Below are 17,876 nucleotides of genomic sequence, written 5' to 3' on the forward strand. Positions count from 1 at the left end.
ATCAGGAGGTATTTCATTGTGAGCATAGGTAACAATGAGCTAAGCTCCGCCAGGCTCGACCGCCCCGCCTCCCTCTCACCTCCCGAAGGAGCCCATGCACCCCGATCGAGAATCCCGCTGGACACCGCCGGCCGACGCCAAGGAGCAGCCCCGGCAGGTGCGCCGCATCCTGAAGCTCTTCCGCCCCTACCGCGCCCGGCTCGCGATCGTCGGCCTGCTGGTCGGCGCCTCCTCGCTGGTCTCGGTGGCCACGCCCTTCCTGCTGAAGGCCACCCTCGACACCGCCATCCCGCAGGGCCGCACCGGCCTGCTCAGCCTGCTCGCGCTCGGCATGATCCTGAGCGCCGTCCTGACCAGCGTCTTCGGCGTCCTGCAGACCCTGATCTCGACGACCGTCGGCCAGCGCGTCATGCACGACCTGCGCACCGCGGTCTACGGCCGCCTGCAGCGCATGTCCCTCGCCTTCTTCACCCGCACCCGCACCGGCGAGGTCCAGTCCCGCATCGCCAACGACATCGGCGGCATGCAGGCCACCGTCACCTCCACCGCCACCTCCCTGGTCTCCAACCTGACCAGCGTGGTCGCCACCATCGTCGCGATGATCGCCCTCGACTGGCGCCTGACCGTCGTCTCGCTGCTGCTGCTCCCGCTCTTCGTCTGGATCAGCCGCCGCGTCGGCAACGAACGCAAGAAGATCACCACCCAGCGCCAGAAGCAGATGGCCGCGATGGCCGCCACGGTCACCGAGTCGCTCTCCGTCTCCGGCATCCTGCTCGGCCGCACCATGGGCCGCTCCGACTCGCTGACCAGGTCCTTCGAGGAGGAGTCCGAGGGGCTCGTCGACCTCGAAGTGCGATCCAGCATGGCCGGGCGCTGGCGCATGGCCGTCATCACGATCGTCATGGCCGCCATGCCGGCCGTCATCTACTGGACCGCGGGCATCGCCCTCCAGGCCGGCGGCCCCGACATCTCCATCGGCACGATCGTCGCCTTCGTCTCGCTCCAGCAGGGCCTGTTCCGCCCGGCCGTCAGCCTGCTGTCGACCGGCGTCCAGATCCAGACCTCCCTCGCGCTGTTCCAGCGCATCTTCGAGTACCTCGACCTGCCCATCGACATCACCGAGCGGGACAACCCGGTCCACCTCGACCGCATCAAGGGCGAGGTCTGCTTCGAGGACGTCGAGTTCCGTTACGACGACAAGAGCGGGCCCGTCCTCGACGGCATCGACGTCACCGTCCCCGCGGGCAGCAGCCTCGCGGTGGTGGGCCCGACCGGCGCCGGCAAGTCGACCCTCGGCTACCTGGTGCCGCGGCTGTACGACGTCACCGGCGGCCGGGTCACCCTCGACGGCGTCGACGTCCGCGACCTCGACTTCGACACCCTCGCTCGGGCCGTCGGCGTGGTCTCGCAGGAGACGTACCTCTTCCACGCCTCGGTCGCCGAGAACCTGCGCTTCGCCAAGCCGGACGCCACCGACGAGGAGCTGTACGCGGCGGCACGGGCGGCGCAGATCCACGAGCACATCGCGGCGCTGCCCGACGGGTACGACACCGTCGTCGGCGAGCGCGGCCACCGGTTCTCCGGCGGTGAGAAGCAGCGCCTCGCCATCGCCCGCACCATCCTGCGCGACCCGCCGGTCCTGATCCTCGACGAGGCGACCAGCGCCCTGGACACCCGGACCGAGGCGGCCGTGCAGGACGCCATCGACGCCCTGTCGGCCAACCGCACCACGCTCACCATCGCGCACCGGCTCTCCACGATCCGCGGCGCCGACCAGATCGTGGTCCTGGACTCCGGCCGGGTGGCCGAGCGGGGCACGCACGAGGAACTGCTCGACCGGGACGGACGGTACGCGGCCCTCGTACGCCGGGATGCCCAACTGGAACCGACAAGCTGAAAATATGCCGGGTTTGTGACGGTATGCGGGTTACCGTGCGCTCATGTACCTGAACACTCCGCCACGGAGAACGATTCGACTGACGCGCAGGGGCCGGCTCGTCCTCATCGCGACCGGAGCCGTCGTGGCCGGCACCGCCGTGGCGGTGCCGCTGCTGAGCCTGGAGAACGAGCAGGAGGCCAAGCCCACGGCGCTGGTGATCCCCGAGGGCTGGCGCGCGGGGCAGGTCTACGACGCGATCGACAAGGCCCTCGCCCTGCCGGCCGGCAGCGCCCGCAAGTCCCTCGCGAAGGCAGCCCTGAAGCTGCCGAGCGACGCCGAGGGCAACCCGGAGGGCTACCTCTTCCCGGCGACGTATCCGCTGGAGCGGAACGGCAGGAAGGCGACGCCCGAGTCGCTGCTGGCGTACATGGTCGACACCGCGAACAAGAAGTTCAACGGCGCCCCGATGGCGGCCGGCGCGCAGCGCAACGCGATGAACGTCTATCAGGCGGTCACCATCGCGAGCATCGTGCAGGCCGAGGCCGCCTCCAAGGCGGACATGGGCAAGGTGGCGCGGGTCGTCTTCAACCGGCTGGAGCGCGGGATGCCGTTGCAGATGGACTCCACCATCAACTACGCCCTGAACCGCGCCACGCTGAAGACGACCGGCGACGACACGCGGATCGACAGCCCCTACAACTCGTACCAGCGCATGGGCCTGCCGCCCACGCCGATCGACAATCCGGGCGAGGACGCGATGCGTGCGGCGATCAGTCCGACGCCGGGCGACTGGCTGTACTTCGTCACCGTCAAGCCGGGCGACACCCGCTTCACCGCCGACTTCGCCGAGCACCAGCGCAATGTCGCCGAGTTCAACGCCCGGCAGAAGCCCTCGGCGAAGTGACCGGGCGGGACGTCACGCGGCGACCGGCTCCTCGGCGAGCAGCCGCCTGATGTCCCGTACGGCCGCGCGTCCGGCCCGGTTGGCGCCGATGGTGCTGGCCGAGGGGCCGTAGCCGACGAGGTGGACGCGCGGGTCGGCGACCGAACGGGTGCCCTCGACGCGGATCCCGCCGCCCGGCTCGCGCAGCTTCAGCGGGGCGAGGTGGTCGATGGCGGCCCGGAAGCCGGTGGCCCACAGGATCACGTCGGCGGCGATGTGACGACTGTGTCGCCCGTCGTTCCACGCCACGCCGTCGGGCGTGATCCGGTCGAACATGGGCCGGCGGTCGAGGACCCCGTCCTCGATGCCCTGCCGGATCGCGTCGTTGAGCGGCAGCCCGGTGACGGAGACCACGCTCTTCGGCGGCAGGCCCTGCCGTACCCGCTCCTCGACGAGGGCGACGGCGGCCCGGCCGTACTCCTCGGTGAAGGGGCCCTCCCGGAAGACGGGCGGGCGGCGGGTGACCCAGGTGGTGGCGGCCGCGTGCTCGGCGATCTCCAGCAGATGCTGAGTGCCGGACGCGCCGCCGCCCACCACGACGACCCGCTGCCCCGCGAACGCCTCGGGCCCCGGGTACTGCGCGGTGTGCAACTGCCGTCCCCGGAAGGTCTCCTGGCCGGGATAGCGCGGCCAGAACGGCCGGTCCCAGGTGCCGGTCGCGTTGATCAGTGCCCGCGTCGACCAGGTGCCGTCCGAGGTCTCCACGAGCAGCCGCCCGTCCTCGCCCTCGCGCACGGCACGGACGTCGACGGGCCGCCGTACCCGCAGATCGAAGGCGCGCTCGTACTCCGCGAAGTACTCGGTGATCACCTCGGACGACGGCCGCGCGGGATCGGCACCCGTCAGCTCCATGCCCGGCAGCGCGTGCATGCCGTGGACCTTGCCGTACGTCAGCGACGGCCAGCGGAACCGCCAGGCGCCGCCCGGGCCGGGGGAGTGGTCCAGCACCACGAAGTCGCGGTCCGGCTCGAACCCGGTGCGGCGCAGGTGATAGGCGCTGGACAGACCGGCCTGACCGGCGCCTATGACGACCACCTCGACCTCGCGCATGCTGTTCACGCTTCTGCCAACGGCGGCGGGGCCGTGGATCTTCCCGGCCGGCTTGCTCAGCTCTCGGAGGCGCGGGCCGCGGTGGTCGACGGGGGCAGGTCGCCGTTGTAGCGCGTGTCCACGAAGTCGCCGAAGTCGACCTTGTTCGGGATGAGCTTCAACTGCGTGAAGGTGTCGGCGATCTGCTGCTCGGAGGCGATCAGCGGCTTGTCGACGGCGACCGAGATCCGGGTGGCGTTGGTCCGCTTCACCGAGGCCAGCGCCACCTCGTACGGCAGCCCGGTGTCCTTCGCCCAGACCTTGGCCCACTCCTCCTTGTGGCCGTAGACCCAGTCGGTGGCCCGGCGCAGCCGCTCCAGGTAGTCCTTGATCGCGGCGGCCTTCTTCTTGTCCCGCAGCGCGCTCGGCGCCGCCACCTGGAAGGTGAGGCCGTTGGTGATGCTGTCGCCGGTCGTCAGGACGCGGCCCTGCTTGGCCTGGAGGATCTGGGAGGTGTACGGGTCCCACACCGCCCACGCGTCGACCTTGCCGGACGTGAACGCGGCCAGCGCGTCGGCCGGCTGGAGGTACTTGACCTTGACGTCGCTCAGGCTCAGCCCGGCCGCCTTGAGGGAGGCGACCAGCTGGTAGTTGGCGGAGGAGCCCTGCGCCACGGCGACGGACCTGCCCTTGAGGTCCTGAGGCCTGGTCAGCTTGGAGCTGTTCGGGACGAGGATGGCGTCGCCCTTGGATGTGCCGTGCCAGGCCGCCACCACCGTGATCTTCGAGCCCGCGCCGGCCGCGAAGACGGGCGGGGTGTTGCCGACGCCGCCGATGTCGACGGCTTTGGCGTTGACGGCCTCCAGGAGCGGCGGGCCGGAGGTGAAGGTGGACCACTTGATCTTGTAGTCGAGGTTCTTCAGCTCCCCGGCGGCCCGCAGGATGGCCTCCGAACCGCCCTTCTGGTCACCTACGTTCAGGGTGAGGGAGCCCTTGCCGTCGACCGAACCTCCCGTGTCGGCCGCGGAGTTGCCGCCGCAGGCGGTGAGCAGCAGGGCGAAGGGCAGGAGCAGTGCGGCGGGGACGAGGCGGCGTCGCATGGGGATTCCGTTCTGTGAACTGGCGTGAGGGAAAGGGGAGTTCAGGCGGCTTCGGCGGCGGTGTCGACGCCGAGCCGTTCCAGCAGGCCGGCGCGGAGCTCGGCGAACCGCGGGTCGGCGATGTCGCGCGGGCGGTCGAGGTCGACGGTCTGCTCGTGCGCGATGACGCCGTCGTCCATCACCAGGACGCGGTCGGCGAGCAGCACCGCCTCCTCGACGTCGTGCGTGACCAGCAGCACCGCGCAGCCGCGCCGCAGCCACAACTCGCCCACCAGCCGCTGGGCCTTGATCCGGGTCAGCGCGTCCAGGGCGCCGAACGGCTCGTCCAGCAGCAGCAGATCGGGCTCGCGGACCAACGCCCGTGCCAGCGAGGCGCGTTGGGCCTCGCCGCCGGAGAGCGTCTTCGGCCAGGCGTCGGTGCGGTGGTCCAGGCCCACCTCTTCGAGCGCCTTCTCGGCGACGGCGCGCTCGGGCTTGCCGGGCAGGCCGAGCAGGACGTTGCGCCACACCTTCTTCCACGGCATCAGGCGCGGCGCCTGGAAGGCGACGGCCTTGCGGCGCGGCACCAGGACGGTGCCCCGGATGTCGCGGTCGAGGCCGGCCAGGATGCGCAGCAGGGTCGACTTGCCGCAGCCGCTGCGGCCGAGCAGGGCCACGAACTCGCCCGGCCGGATGTCCAGTCGGAGGTCGTCGATGACGGCACGGCCGTCGAAGGACCGGCTCAGACCCTCGACGCGGACCGCGTGAGAGGTCGGGGACACCTGCGGGCTCACCGGCCCGTGAACGTCGGTCGCCATTGCAGCAGCAGCCTTTCGAGGAGTCGGACGACGAGGTCGGCCAGCAGGCCGAGGAAGGCGTAGACGATCAGGCAGACCACGATCACGTCCGTGCGCAGGAAGTCCCGCGCCTGCACCATCAGGAAGCCGATGCCGGCGTCCGCGTTGACCTGCTCGGCGAAGACCAGCGCCAGCCAGGCGATGCCGAGCGAGTAGCGCAGCCCGGTGAGCGCGCCGGGCAGCGCACCCGGCAACACGACGTGCCGCACGAGCCCCCGGCGGGAGAGCCCGAGGGACTCACCGGCCTCGATCAACTGGGTGTCCACGCCCCGGATTCCGGCGTAGACGTTGAGGTAGAGCGGGAAGGTCACGCCGAGCGTGATGATGGCGATCTTCGGGGCCTCGCCGATGCCGAACCAGATGATGAACAGCGGGATGAGACCGACGAACGGCACGGTCCGCAGCATCTGCACCGGCGCGTCCACGAGATCCTCGCCGATCCTGAACAGGCCCGAGACCAGGGCGAGTCCGGTGCCGATCACCGTGCCGAGCAGCAGCCCGCCGGCCACGCGCTGGAGCGAGGTCCCGATCGCGCCGGGCAGCGAACCGTCGGCGATCAGATCCCAGCCGACCTGCGCGATCCGCCCCGGCGAGGCGAGCACGTCGGCGGTCAACACTCCGGTGGCGCTGAGGAGTTGCCACAGGACGAGCAACAGGAGGGGCCCGGTGGTGCGGCGCAGCCAGCGGGGGACGCGGGTGCGGCGGGCGGAGGTGGGGACGATGGGGGTGAGGTGGAGGGCGGCGCCCTGCTCGGCATGCGTCTCGGATATATCCGAAATGTCGGGTTCGGGGGGGCTGGGCGGGGCATGGCTGATGCTCATGATGCTCCACGGAGTGGGGAGAGCGACCGGTGAGGTGAGGGGGCACGCGCCTCAGCGCCGTGGCGCGGCACGGCGCGCCTACCGGCAGACGGCGGCGAGGGCGAGAGAGGAAAGCGCGGGGAGGAAGGCGTCAGCAGCCGCGACAACACGCGGCGGAGGCCACCCGCAGCAGGTCGATGTGACCGCGCGTGGTGAGCAGGGCTGAACGCAACATGCGGCCGAAAGTAGCCAGCTGGTCGGTGCACGGTCAATGGTGTCTCGCGGAATGGACCCCGCGTATCAATCCGCGGGCGGCCGTTGACGTGCGAATCCCGGCACATGGGTCAGGATGGGCCCATGTCAGATGCCTTCACCACCCGAGTCCTGAACATCGCCACCGGCTCGAACGAGCGGGTCTTCGACCTGACCCGCGACTGCGAGAGCTTCCTGAGCGAGGCGGCCGCCGGGCGCGACGGCCTCCTCAACATCTTCGTGCCGCACGCCACGGCCGGCATCGCCATCATCGAAACGGGCGCCGGCAGCGACGACGACCTCCTCGCCGCCCTGCACACCCTCCTGCCCGCCGACGACCGCTGGCAGCACCGCCACGGCAGCCCCGGCCACGGCCGCGACCACGTCCTGCCGGCGTTCGTACCCCCGCACGCGACGCTGCCGGTCGTGGGCGGGGGACTGGAGCTGGGCACGTGGCAGTCGGTCTGCCTGGTGGACACGAACCGGGACAACCCGCGGCGCAAGGTGCGCCTCTCCTTCCTCGCCGGTTCCTGATCCCGGCGCCGCGAGCCCGCTCAGGGCGCCGCGTCGAGCAGGTCGAGGGCGCTCTGCTGGCGTGCCGCGTCCGTCTTGTCCAGCGGGCCGTACCAGCGCAGCCCGTACTGGTCGAGGGCGTTGCGGTCGCTCGCGTAGGCGCGGTCCGCCTGGCGTTTGAGATAGGCGGTGTACGGGTGGTCGGCGAGCACCGCGTTGAGCCTGCCGAGGCCGCGGACGTGGGCGCCCTTGAACGACGGCCCGTCGCCTCCGCAGTCGCCGTCCTCGCACGGATCGCGCAGGATGCCGTCGGCGGTGTGGAGCTGGGAGGTCGTGGTGGCTGCGTCGGCGATCTGCCGGGCGCTGGTGAGGAGTCCGCTGTCGCCCGTCGCCCGGTACAGCTCGGTGAGCGCGCCGAGGAGCACACCCTGGTTGTACGACCAGACGGCCGCGCCGTTGTTGCGGCAGGTGGACAGGTCGATGCCGTCGTTGACCAGGTGCGAGCCGTTGACCATGCCGGTGCCCTGGAACCAGGACCAGCCCGCCCGAGCCCGGTCCAGATACGCCGTGTCACCGGAGATCCGGTTGTGCAGGGCCGCGTTGAGCTGGATGTAGAGGGAGTTGGCGATCGCGTTCTTGTACGTCTTCGCCGTGCTCCACCACACTCCGCCGCCGCAGGTCGTGTCCCAGTAGGCGGCCATGTGGTCGGCGTCCGCGCGGGCCGTGCTCAGATAGCGGCTGTCACCGGTCAGGTCGTACGCGGCGACCCACGCCAGCCCCCACCACCCGGTGTCGTCGATGTAGTCGTTGCGGAACTGCCCGCCCTGGGCGTTGATGTTGAGGTCGTAGGTGCGGGCGATCGCGTAGGTGTAGCTGCCCATGCCCGTCACCCGGATGTTGTCGATCAGCGCGGTCAGGGCGTTCGCCGAGTTCCACCAGCCGGTGGTGTCGAACAGGCCGGTCCCGTAGTTGTACGACGTCATCAGCGCCGTCGCCGCCGCGGTGCGCCGCTCGCCGGCGTTCCACGTGGTGCGGGCCCACGGGGTGCACGCGATCTCGGCGCGGTCCCCGGCCTTGCCGCACGCGCGCAGGGCGCCCACGCCGAGGTTGTTCCAGTCGTCCACGTTGTACATCAGCGTCCGCCAACCCCGCTGTCCCGAGGGGACGGTGGTGTCGCCGAGCTTGCTGCCCGAGCTCCAGGTCCGGCCGCCGTCGAAGGAGCGGTCTAGCCAGACCTCGTCCCCCGGGCTGCCGTTGTCGATGGACGCCCAGCCCATCGCGTCGGTGTCGTCGAAGTGCAGGACGATCGAACGGGAGTAGACGCTCGCGGTGACCGGTGTGCGGTCGCCCGGGGAGAGTGCCGGGTCCCGGGCGTCGCAGTACTTGTTGCAGACGGTGGCCGCCGCCGAGGTGTCGGCGGCGGACGCCGGTGGTGCGAGGGGGACGAGGAGGGCGAGCAGCCCCGGCGGAAGGGCTGCCAGCCATCGGCGGAGGGGGTGACGTCTCGGACTCTGTACGGGGGTCATCGGACCTCCCTGCTCCGGCAGCGGGTGTGAGAGCGCTCTCAAAAGGTAGGCAAGAGCTGAGAGAGCGTCAATGTTGCTCGGTAGTACGTGAGTTGAACCTCAGCGGGCCCCGGCCAGCACCTCCGCCGCGGCCACTCCGGAGGCGGCGGTGGCGCCGTGGGTGAAGATCTGGGCCGCCGCCGGAAGCGCGGCTCCGGGCAGGCCCATCTCCACGACGATCGCGTCGGGGCGGGCCCTGACCAGGTCGGCGAGCGCCCGCGCCATCCACGCGTGCCGGGCGGCGTCCCGGACGACCACGACCAGCGGGCGTCCCGCGGCGGGTGACAGGGCGGTCGACTCCAGGGCGGTGGTCCCCGACCTGAGGTCCTCGTGACGCACCCGGACCGAGGTCGTGCCGGGCAGCCGCTCGCCCAGCGGGGCGGCGACGCCCCAAGGGGTCTCCTTGCCGATGGCCAGGTTGGTGGTCGGCACCAGCTCCACCACGTGCGGCGCGACGACCAGGGGCAGGGCGCGCCGTACGGCTCCGGTCAGCCGGATGGCCCGGCGGGCGGCCGCGAAGCCGATGCCGCCGCCCAGGTCGCCGTTGACGGCCGGGCTCAGCGCCGCCGACCAGGTGGCGAACTCCCGGACGCGCTCGCCCGCCTCGCCGAGCCGTTCCACACTGAGGTTCCCCGAACGTACAGCGTCCACAAGGGAGTTCACGAGCAGGTCGACGGTCGCCTCCTCGGCTTTCTCGCCGCCCACGCACACGGCGTCGGCACCGGCGGCGACCGCGCGCACGGTGGCCCCGCCGATCCCGTGGCGGCCGGCGACCGCACCCATCTCGATGGCGTCGGTGACGATCATGCCCTCGAATCCCAGCTCCTGCCGCAGCAGTCCGTCGAGGATGCGCGGGCTGAGGGTGGCCGGCAGGTCGGGGTCGTACGCGGGGACCAGGAGGTGGCCCGTCATCACGGCGCGCACCCCGGCCTCGACGGCGGCCCGGAAGGGCGGCAGGGCCTGGGCGGCGATCTGCTCGCGGTCGGCGCCGTAGACGGGCAGTCCGTGGTGGGAGTCGACGGCGACGTCGCCGTGGCCGGGGAAGTGCTTGGCGCAGGCGGCGACGCCGGCCGACTGGAGTCCCCGGATCCACGCGGCGGTGTGCCGGGACACCACCTTCGCGTCGACGCCGAAGGACCTGACCCCGATGATCGGGTTGTCGGGGTTGGAGTTGACGTCCGCGCTGGGCGCGTAGTCGAGGCTCACGCCGGCCGTGCGCAGCTGGCGGCCCAGGTCGGCGGCGACCTCCTCGGTCAGCTCGGTGTCGTCGACCGTGCCTAGGGCGAAGTTGCCCGGCCGGGTCGAGCCGGTCGCGGACTCGATGCGGGTGACGTCTCCGGCCTCCTCGTCGATCGCGACGATCAACTCGGGGTTCTCCGCGCGCAGTTGTCCGGTCAGGCGGGCGACCTGGTCGGGCGAGACGATGTTGCGCGAGAAGAGCACGACCGAGGCCAGCCCGTCACCGATCTCGCGCAGCACCCAGTCCGGCGCCTCGGTGCCCACGAACCCCGGCTGCAGGACGGAGAGCGCCAGCCGCCGCAACTCCCTGCTGTGCTTGCTGGAGACCATCGACAGCCCTTCTGTTGGTACAGACCAATATGTCTCCGCTCAGGCTAACCGCACGTGTCAAGTGGGGGCTGACCTCGTCAACTGGCGCCGGGCCGGGCCGTCTTGGCAGCAACGCGCCGACAACTTGCATGTTTGACATTGCGAGTTGGTCTAGTCCAAGTTGGTGATACGCGAGTTCGAACAGGGGCTGGTGTGGCACGTGGTGCAGCGACCCTGCGGGAACGGCCACCGCCCCTCACTCCGCGCAGTCGGCGACCCGTTCGGGGTCGCCGGTACCTGAGATCGAGGTCTGGAGCACCGCATGCCCACGCCTGCCCGCTATCTCCATCGAGCCCCGTCGGACATCCCCTACTTCAGTTCGGACGGCGAGACCTATCTCGCCCAGACACCCCTGCGGGACCTGAAGAAGAGCCGCCCGCTGCGAGTCCTGAGCGAGGACGACTTCGCCTTCTGGCAGTCGTACGGCTACGTCGTCGTCAAGCAGGTGATCCCCGCCGCCTCGGCCCGCCGACTCCTCGACTTCGCCTGGGAGTTCCAGGGGCTCGACCCCGACCGCCCGGAGACCTGGTACGAGGAGCGCGAGTACCGCTCCGACCTCGACCGGGAACTGCACATCTACGGTTTCGTCGAGGCCTACCACCACCAGCTGCTCTGGGACAGCCGACAGGCCCGGCGCGTGCACGACGCCTTCGTCGACGTGTGGGACTGCGAAGAGCTGTGGGTGACGCTCGACCGGCTCAACCTGAACCCGCCCAACATCAAGAACCGTGACCGGGCGCTGATCCCGCGCACCGAGGAGGGGTTCGACATCGAGCTCCACTGGGATGTCGACACCACCCTCGGCGTGCTGCCGCAGCGGGTCCAGGGCATCATCGCCCTCACCGACACCAGGCCGGAACTCGGCGGATTCCAGTGCTGCCCCGAGCTGTTCCGCCGGTTCGACCGCTGGAAGGCGCTCCAGCCGGACGACCGCGACCCGATCCGCCCCAGGATCGACCGGCACGAATTCCCGGTCGTGCGGCCCGAGATGGAGGCCGGCGACCTGCTGATCTTCAACGGTCTGCTGGCGCACGGAGTGGCGCCCAACACCTCCGAGAGCAGCGTACGGGCGGTCCAGTACCTGTCGATGATGCCGGCCCTGGAGTCCGCCGAGGCCCTCCGGCGTTCCCGGGTCGAATCCTGGCGCACGCTCGGCACACCGGACTGGAACGCGACGCTCCTCGGCGACGCCACGCGCCACGAGTCCCTGCGCTACGGACGCGCCGACCTCAATGAACTCGGCGCCCGACTGCTGGGGTTGACGTCATGGAGCGGTGCGGACGCGCACGACGAGACAGCGCCGGTCGGAGAAGAGTCATGCGCCGAATTTGTCTGACCCTGCCCACCAACAGGCCCTGCACCGCGACGATCTCGGCGATCGGCGAGGAAGCCGCCTACGCCGCCCGGCACTTCGACGCCGAGGTCCACCTCTTGATCCTGGACTCCTGCGACACACCCGCCCACGCCGAACACGCCGACGCCGTACGGCGGTTACCCCACGACCCGCGGATCGTCGTCCACCATCTCGACGAGACACAGCAGCGGGACTTCCTGCGGCGGGCGATCGAGCGGGCCGCGGCCACCAAGCCCGACCTGCTGCTCGACCTGATGCTCCCGGACCGGCTCTCCTACGGCGCCTGCACCAACCGCGCGTTCCTCATCGCCGCGGCGCTCGGCTGCGAGTCCGTCCACCGCAGGGACTCCGACAGCCGGTACCAGACCGTGAACGGCGAGACCGTCTTCCCCGTCCACCACGAACTCCTCTCGCTCGGCAGGCGCGCGTCCGACGCCGCCGACGACGTCACCGAGAACGCCCTCGCCCCGGAGCACGCCGGCAAGGGGGTCGCCATGGTCGGCGGCTCCTTCGTCGGTGAACTGTCCGTCGACATCGGCGAGATACTCCGGATCGACCCCGGCGTCTACCACGACATGGTGAGCCTGTGGGCACCCGGCCACTGGTCCGCCGAACAGAAGAGGCAACTCGTCGAGGAGTCCTTCCGGGGCGCCGGCACGGACCCCTTCGCCGAGGACCACTCCACACTCGCCCTGGTCGACCCCATGCGCGTGGACATGTGCAACATCGCCTTCCACGGAGTGCACGAGCGGGTGCCGCTGCCGCCCGCCACCGACACGATCGGCAGCGACTACTTCCTCATCCACCTCGTCCACGACGCCGCGCTGCCGGGTGTGCTGCACAACCGGAACATCGTGAACTTCTACACGGGCGAGCGCAGGACGGACGCCGGGTTCGTCGCGTACCAGCTGCGGTTCGTCAAGTTCCTGCTGTCGATGCTCTACTTCAACTTCGTCTACGACCGAATGGCCCGCGATGGCGGGGCGTTGCTCGACGACGAGGGGCATGTGCGCGCTTCGGCCGTCGCTCGCCTCGCTGCAGAGAGCGCGGGGCTCGACACGGGAGAGAACGTCCGGCGGCTGGACGCCCTCGATGCCGCGTACCGGCAACTGGGCGGCAGATACGCCGAGTTCGCGGATCTGCTGGGGCAGCGCCGTGAGCGGCTCCTCGACGAAGCGCGCGGTGACATCGAGGACTTCGCGCTGCTGGTGGAAACGTGGGGGCCGTTGGTGGACGCGGCCCGGCTGACCGCCGTACCCCCGACTCCCGGACGGCAGTCGTGACGGCGGGCACGGCGCAGGATTCCGCTCGCCTGCTCGCCGCGCTGGCGGCCGCCGCCGAGGACCGGATCGTCTTCGACCTGACCGGGATCGAGGAGCGCTACGAGGCGCTGCGGCGCGAACTGCCCGGCGTGGACGTCCGGTTCGCGATGAAGGCCTGCCCGGTCGACGAGGTGCTCGCGTGCCTCGCCGGGAAGGGCGCCGGAGTCGACGGCGCGAGTCCGCGCGAACTGGAGCAGGCGCTGCGCGCGGGGGTGCCGGTCGGCAGGACGCACTACGGCAACACCGTGAAGTCCGACCGGGACATCGCGGACGCCCACCGGCTGGGGGTCAGGGACTTCGCGACCGACAGCCTGGAGGACGTGGCCGCCATCGCCGCCCACGCTCCCGGGGCCCGCGTCTTCTGCAGGCTCGCGACCAGCGGAGAAGGGGCGCTGTGGGGGCTCAGCAACAAGTTCGGCTGCTCACCGGAGGACGCCGTGCGGATCATGGAGGCGGCCCGGGAGCGGGGGCTCGTACCCTCCGGCCTGTCCGTGCACGTCGGTTCGCAGCAGATGACCGCGGACGCCTGGCGCAGCGCGGTCGAGTGCCTGGCGGACGTACTGGCCGTGCTGCGGCGGCGCGGGATCGTTCTGTCCCATGTCAACCTGGGCGGCGGTCTGCCCGCCCTCGGCTACCTCGACCGGTTCGGCACGCCCCTCGACCCGCCCCTCGACAAGATCTTCGCCGTGATCCGCGAGGGCATGCGGCACCTGAGGAAGGCGCACGGCCAGGACCTCCAGTTCGTGCTGGAGCCGGGGCGTCACCTCGTCGCCGACCACGGTGCCATCCGGACGCACGTGGCGCGGCTCGCGAAGCGGCGGGGACCGGACGGCGAACGCCAGTACTGGCTCTACCTGGCCTGCGGCAAGTTCAACGGCCTGTACGAGCTGGACGCGCTGCAGTACCGGCTCGTCTTCCCCACGCACCCCGAGGCCGCGCTGGTCCCCGCCGTCGTCGCCGGGCCCACCTGCGACAGCGACGACGCCTACCCGCAGGAGCACGGCCTCGTCCACGTCCCGAAGGACCTGGCCTCGGGCGACCCTGTCTGGGTCCTGTCCAGCGGCGCCTATGCGATCAGCTACACGACCCAGGGCTTCAACGGCTTCGACCCGCTGCCGTACGCCTTCACCCGCGAGGAACGGTCATGAGCGGCGACGGCGTGCGCATACGCCACCTCGCCGACGCCGACTGGGACGCCGTCGTCGAGCTGGAGTCCCACGCCTACGCGGCACTGGGCCTCTCGGAGGGACGCGCGGCGCTGCGGTCCAGGGCGGACGCGTCGCCCGAGACGTGTTTCGTCCTGGACGTCGGCGGTCAGCCGGCCGGGTACCTGCTGGCGCTGCCGTATCCGCCCTTCAAGTACCCGGACCTGGAGCGGTCGGAGCCGGCCGGTGCGCGCGCCACGCGCAATCTGCACCTGCACGACCTCGTCGTCACGGAGCGGCTGCGCGGCCGGGGACTCGGGCAGTGCCTCCTCGAACACCTGTCCCTGGCCGCCGGTGCACGCGGGTTCGAGCGGATCTCGCTGATCGCCGTCGGCCGCAGTGAGCGGTTCTGGTCGGCGCGCGGCTTCACCGCGTATCCGGGGATCGCCCCGGGCGGTTACGGCGCGAACGCCGTCTACATGTCCAGATCGACGAAGCGAGCCGCTGATGCGTGTGTCCCCACCCCATGACCCCTTCCGCCGCGGGCAGTTGGCGATCGCCGCGCTGTTCTGCTCCCTCGGCTTCCAGTACGCCACCTGGGCCGCTCGGATCCCCGCGATCAAGGCGGACCTCGGGCTGACCGCGGCGGAGGTGGGCGTGCTGCTGATGGCGGCCGGAATCGGCGCGGTGGCGTCGTTTCCGCTGGTGCCGGTGGTGATGAGACGGCTGGGCTCGGCACGGCTGGCACTGCTGTCGACGCTCTGCCTGACCGGGCTGCTCCTGGCCCTGGCCGTGGCGCCGGACTACCCGCTCGCACTGCTGGTCATGGTCGCCGACGGGGTGTTCGTGGGCTGTCTGAACGTCGCCATGAACGCGCAGGGCGCGGCCCTGGAGACACGGTACGAACGCAACACCATGGCCAGACTGCACGCGACCTTCAGCGCCGGCTCGCTGCTCGCGGCGCTGCTGGCCTCCGGCATGAACGCGGTGACCTCCTCCGTGGCCGCGCACTTCGGCGTGGCGGCCGTACTCCTCGTACTGCTGGCCGCGGTGGCCCGCTCGGGCCTGCTCCAGGAAGACGCACCCGCCGAGGAGGAGCCGAAGGCGAAGAAGGCGCGCGGTGCGTGGAGTCTGCCGTCGCGGGTGACGCTCTGGATGTGCTGCGCCATGGCGTTCGGCACGGTGACCGAGGGCGCCATGAACGACTGGTCGGCCCTCTACCTGCGCGAAGTCGCCAAGGCCTCAGCGGAGTTGGCGCCCATGGGCATCGCCGTGGTGTCGGGCATGATGGTCGTCGCCCGCCTCTTCGCCGACGGCTGGCGAAGCCGCTGGGGGGACGGGCGGGTCGTCCTGTCCGGCAGCGCGCTGGCCGCCGCCGGGCTGGTCTTCGCCCTGGTGAGCGGGGGAGTGGCACCGGCGCTCATCGGTTTCGCCTGCGTCGGCCTCGGCTGCGCGGCCGTGACACCGTGCGTGTACGTGGCGGCGGCGAAACAGGGCTCGCAGGCACTGGCCCTGGTCGCCGCCATGGGCACGACGGGCCTGCTGGCCGGGCCACCGGTCATCGGCTTCGTGGCGAACGCGAGCAGCCTGGTGTGGGGGCTGGCGGTCGTCGCGGCGGCGGCGGTCGTGGTGTCCGTGTGCAGTACGCGGATCCGGTGGACGCCGGTGAGCGCTGACGTCACGTGACGACGGTCAGGCGCGGAGGTTGTCGACGGGGTCCTGGATCCGCACGCAGGTCCGCGGAGGACCACGAGTACGAGATCGCCCGCGCCGGGGAGCCGCCCAACACGTCGTGATCGAAGGCGCGTTGACTTTCGACGTCGACGAGGGGCCCGGCCTGTGTCCCGCCGGCCGGGCGGACGCGCACCTCCGGACGCTCCGCCTCCACGCAACAGCCGTCCCGGCACAGCAGAGAACCGAGCGGCGGCTTTGTTCAATTGTGGTGTGTGCTTTGCTGCTTGTTGCGTTGTTCCGTTCCCGGGGTACTCCTAGCGTGACCTGCGGAGTCGTGGGAAGGGCAGGCATGTTGAAGACTGTGCGGGAGCAAGCCGGTGGTCTGACCAAGGATCAGCGCAACGCATTCGTCGCCGCCTATCTGGGCTGGGCGATGGACGCCTTCGACTACTTCCTCGTCGTCCTCGTCTACAGCGAGATCGCCGACGACTTCCATGTCTCCCTCACCGACATGGCCTTCCTGACCACCGCCACCCTCATGATGCGGCCGGTCGGAGCCCTGGTCTTCGGGATGTGGGCGGACCGGAAGGGCCGGCGCGTACCGCTCATGGTGGACGTGGTCTTCTACTCGGTCGTCGGGTTCGCCTGTGCCTTCGCCCCCAACTACGCCGTGCTGCTGGTGCTGCGTCTGCTGTACGGCATCGGCATGGGCGGCGAGTGGGGACTCGGGGCGGCTCTCGCGATGGAGAAGATCCCCGCGGAACGGCGCGGGTTCTGGTCGGGGCTGCTGCAGAGCGGCTACTCGCTCGGGTATCTGCTCGCCGCCGTCGCGTTCTTCGTCATCGAACCCGCCTTCGGCTGGCGCGGATTGTTCGCCTTCAGCCTCGTACCCGCCCTGGTCGCCCTGTGGGTGCGGGCCCGGGTGGAGGAGAGCGAGGTGTGGGAGAAGAGCGTCGCCGTCAACCGCACGCCCGCGTACCAGGTGTTCAGGAACCCGGCCGTGCTCAAGCGCTTCGTGTACCTCGTGGCGCTGATGACCGCCTTCAACTGGATGTCGCACGGCACCCAGGACGTCTACCCGACCTTCGTGAAGAAGGGCCTCGGTCTGTCGCCGGACACCGCCATCGCCATCGCGGTCGTCTACAACGTCGGCGCCATCATCGGCGGCGCCCTGCTCGGCGCCTACTCCGAGCGGCTCGGCCGGCGTCGCACGATCATGGTCGCGGCGGCCGCGGGCCTGGTGGTCGTCCCCTTCTTCGTGCTGTCCACGACCGTCGGCTGGCTGATGCTCTCCTCCTTCCTGATGCAGCTGTGCGTCCAGGGAGCGTGGGGCGTCATCCCCGCCCACCTCACCGAGATGAGCCCGGACGCCATCCGCGGCTTCTACCCCGGCGTCACCTACCAGCTCGGCAATCTGATCGCCGCGCTCAACCTGCCCATCCAGGAGGCGATCGCCGACCACCACGGCTATCCGGCGGCGATGACCTGGACCGTCGTACCCGCCCTGACCGCGGTGATCGTGCTGAGTGCCGTCGGCAGGGAGGCCAAGGGCATCCGCTTCGGCAGCGCGGGCACCCAGGCGCCGAGCACCGCGGCGGCCGACACCGTGTAGCCCGGGAAGGGCCGGTCGGCACGCCGCGGGCTCGGCCCGGACGGCTCGACGGAGAACGGTACCTCGAAGCACCGGCCCGCCTTGGCCGTGCTCGCGAGGGTCAGCTCAGGGGAGTAGCGGACGACGGACAGCGGCACCGCGGTGAAGCCGTCCTCGGAGGTCTTGGCCGAGGCACCGGGACGCTCTTGTCCAGCGAGGCCTTCCGCCTGGCGTCCAGCCAGAGCTTCCGCACGCCGGTCGCGGC

At 70.8% G+C, this 17,876-nt stretch carries 16 protein-coding genes; 9 read left to right on the forward strand and 7 right to left on the reverse strand.

The annotated features are described in order from the left end of the window. The first annotated feature begins 94 nt into the window (after positions 1-94). Together MQP27_RS28920 and mltG are read left to right on the forward strand one after the other, a co-directional pair. Positions 95-1,897 (forward strand): ABC transporter ATP-binding protein, encoded by a 1,803-nt coding sequence (locus MQP27_RS28920; protein ID WP_242768886.1) that lies wholly within the window; start codon positions 95-97, stop codon positions 1,895-1,897. 43 nt (positions 1,898-1,940) lie between these two features. Continuing rightward, positions 1,941-2,783 (forward strand): endolytic transglycosylase MltG, encoded by an 843-nt coding sequence (gene mltG / locus MQP27_RS28925; RefSeq protein ID WP_242768887.1) that lies wholly within the window; start codon positions 1,941-1,943, stop codon positions 2,781-2,783. Positions 2,784-2,795: 12 nt separating this feature from the next. On the opposite strand, the gene MQP27_RS28930 is transcribed toward mltG, so the two are convergent. The 5 genes from MQP27_RS28930 to MQP27_RS51735 all read right to left on the reverse strand — a co-directional run bounded on the left by MQP27_RS28930 (position 2,796) and on the right by MQP27_RS51735 (position 6,822). Then, positions 2,796-3,881, reverse strand: coding sequence for an NAD(P)-binding domain-containing protein (locus tag MQP27_RS28930; protein WP_242768888.1), 1,086 nt, complete (start codon positions 3,879-3,881; stop codon positions 2,796-2,798). A 47-nt stretch (positions 3,882-3,928) separates the two neighbouring features. Continuing rightward, complete coding sequence (locus MQP27_RS28935) at positions 3,929-4,951, reverse strand: ABC transporter substrate-binding protein (protein ID WP_242768889.1); 1,023 nt, start codon at positions 4,949-4,951, stop codon at positions 3,929-3,931. A gap of 41 nt (positions 4,952-4,992) precedes the next feature. Then, the gene (locus MQP27_RS28940) at positions 4,993-5,748 is read right to left on the reverse strand and encodes an ABC transporter ATP-binding protein (RefSeq protein WP_242768890.1); all 756 of its coding nucleotides are present in this window, start codon (positions 5,746-5,748) and stop codon (positions 4,993-4,995) included. Beyond that, a complete protein-coding gene (locus MQP27_RS28945) occupies positions 5,721-6,608 on the reverse strand; it encodes an ABC transporter permease (protein ID WP_242768891.1) in 888 nt (295 codons plus the stop codon). Before MQP27_RS28945 ends, MQP27_RS28940 begins: the two co-directional genes overlap by 28 nt. A gap of 130 nt (positions 6,609-6,738) precedes the next feature. Beyond that, a complete protein-coding gene (locus tag MQP27_RS51735; protein ID WP_343234701.1) occupies positions 6,739-6,822 on the reverse strand; it encodes a putative leader peptide in 84 nt (27 codons plus the stop codon). A gap of 122 nt (positions 6,823-6,944) precedes the next feature. On the opposite strand from MQP27_RS51735, the gene MQP27_RS28950 reads away from it, so the two are divergent. Next, the gene (locus MQP27_RS28950; protein ID WP_242768892.1) at positions 6,945-7,373 is read left to right on the forward strand and encodes a YjbQ family protein; all 429 of its coding nucleotides are present in this window, start codon (positions 6,945-6,947) and stop codon (positions 7,371-7,373) included. Positions 7,374-7,393: 20 nt separating this feature from the next. Here the strand turns inward: MQP27_RS28950 and MQP27_RS28955 are convergent, their stop codons facing one another. Both MQP27_RS28955 and MQP27_RS28960 read right to left on the reverse strand, forming a co-directional pair. Next, entirely contained in the window at positions 7,394-8,878 is a 1,485-nt protein-coding gene (locus tag MQP27_RS28955; protein ID WP_242768893.1) for a glycoside hydrolase family 76 protein, read from the reverse strand. A gap of 99 nt (positions 8,879-8,977) precedes the next feature. Then, complete coding sequence (locus MQP27_RS28960; RefSeq protein ID WP_242768894.1) at positions 8,978-10,486, reverse strand: glycoside hydrolase family 3 protein; 1,509 nt, start codon at positions 10,484-10,486, stop codon at positions 8,978-8,980. A gap of 301 nt (positions 10,487-10,787) precedes the next feature. Here MQP27_RS28960 and MQP27_RS28965 point away from each other — a divergent pair, with 301 nt between their 5' ends. From MQP27_RS28965 to MQP27_RS28990, 6 genes are all read left to right on the forward strand, one after another. Beyond that, on the forward strand, positions 10,788-11,861 hold the full coding sequence (locus MQP27_RS28965; RefSeq protein ID WP_242768895.1) for a phytanoyl-CoA dioxygenase family protein: 1,074 nt from the start codon (positions 10,788-10,790) through the stop codon (positions 11,859-11,861). Beyond that, a complete protein-coding gene (locus tag MQP27_RS28970) occupies positions 11,843-13,162 on the forward strand; it encodes a DUF6271 family protein (RefSeq protein WP_242768896.1) in 1,320 nt (439 codons plus the stop codon). The genes MQP27_RS28965 and MQP27_RS28970 overlap by 19 nt, the downstream gene beginning before the upstream one ends. After that, positions 13,159-14,349 (forward strand): type III PLP-dependent enzyme, encoded by a 1,191-nt coding sequence (locus tag MQP27_RS28975; RefSeq protein ID WP_242768897.1) that lies wholly within the window; start codon positions 13,159-13,161, stop codon positions 14,347-14,349. The genes MQP27_RS28970 and MQP27_RS28975 overlap by 4 nt, the downstream gene beginning before the upstream one ends. Continuing rightward, positions 14,346-14,876, forward strand: coding sequence for a GNAT family N-acetyltransferase (locus MQP27_RS28980; RefSeq protein ID WP_242768898.1), 531 nt, complete (start codon positions 14,346-14,348; stop codon positions 14,874-14,876). Before MQP27_RS28975 ends, MQP27_RS28980 begins: the two co-directional genes overlap by 4 nt. Further along, a complete protein-coding gene (locus tag MQP27_RS28985) occupies positions 14,854-16,032 on the forward strand; it encodes an MFS transporter (protein WP_242768899.1) in 1,179 nt (392 codons plus the stop codon). The genes MQP27_RS28980 and MQP27_RS28985 overlap by 23 nt, the downstream gene beginning before the upstream one ends. 337 nt (positions 16,033-16,369) lie before the next feature. Further along, on the forward strand, positions 16,370-17,632 hold the full coding sequence (locus MQP27_RS28990; protein WP_242768900.1) for an MFS transporter: 1,263 nt from the start codon (positions 16,370-16,372) through the stop codon (positions 17,630-17,632). The last annotated feature ends 244 nt before the right edge of the window (positions 17,633-17,876 follow it).

Origin of the sequence: Streptomyces cylindrosporus (genome assembly GCF_022698165.1) — a bacterium.
Classification (GTDB): Bacteria; Actinomycetota; Actinomycetes; order Streptomycetales; family Streptomycetaceae; genus Streptomyces; species Streptomyces cylindrosporus.

Bases quoted from the DNA above. Each gene is read 5' to 3' on its own strand.
- MQP27_RS28920 (WP_242768886.1), top strand. From the start codon at position 95: ATGCACCCCGATCGAGAATCCCGCTGGACACCGCCGGCCGACGCCAAG.
- mltG (WP_242768887.1), top strand. From the start codon at position 1,941: ATGTACCTGAACACTCCGCCACGGAGAACGATTCGACTGACGCGCAGG.
- MQP27_RS28935 (WP_242768889.1), bottom strand. From the start codon at position 4,951: ATGCGACGCCGCCTCGTCCCCGCCGCACTGCTCCTGCCCTTCGCCCTG.
- MQP27_RS28940 (WP_242768890.1), bottom strand. From the start codon at position 5,748: ATGGCGACCGACGTTCACGGGCCGGTGAGCCCGCAGGTGTCCCCGACC.
- MQP27_RS28945 (WP_242768891.1), bottom strand. From the start codon at position 6,608: ATGAGCATCAGCCATGCCCCGCCCAGCCCCCCCGAACCCGACATTTCG.
- MQP27_RS51735 (WP_343234701.1), bottom strand. From the start codon at position 6,822: ATGTTGCGTTCAGCCCTGCTCACCACGCGCGGTCACATCGACCTGCTG.
- MQP27_RS28950 (WP_242768892.1), top strand. From the start codon at position 6,945: ATGTCAGATGCCTTCACCACCCGAGTCCTGAACATCGCCACCGGCTCG.
- MQP27_RS28955 (WP_242768893.1), bottom strand. From the start codon at position 8,878: ATGACCCCCGTACAGAGTCCGAGACGTCACCCCCTCCGCCGATGGCTG.
- MQP27_RS28960 (WP_242768894.1), bottom strand. From the start codon at position 10,486: ATGGTCTCCAGCAAGCACAGCAGGGAGTTGCGGCGGCTGGCGCTCTCC.
- MQP27_RS28965 (WP_242768895.1), top strand. From the start codon at position 10,788: ATGCCCACGCCTGCCCGCTATCTCCATCGAGCCCCGTCGGACATCCCC.
- MQP27_RS28970 (WP_242768896.1), top strand. From the start codon at position 11,843: ATGCGCCGAATTTGTCTGACCCTGCCCACCAACAGGCCCTGCACCGCG.
- MQP27_RS28980 (WP_242768898.1), top strand. From the start codon at position 14,346: ATGAGCGGCGACGGCGTGCGCATACGCCACCTCGCCGACGCCGACTGG.
- MQP27_RS28985 (WP_242768899.1), top strand. From the start codon at position 14,854: ATGCGTGTGTCCCCACCCCATGACCCCTTCCGCCGCGGGCAGTTGGCG.
- MQP27_RS28990 (WP_242768900.1), top strand. From the start codon at position 16,370: ATGTTGAAGACTGTGCGGGAGCAAGCCGGTGGTCTGACCAAGGATCAG.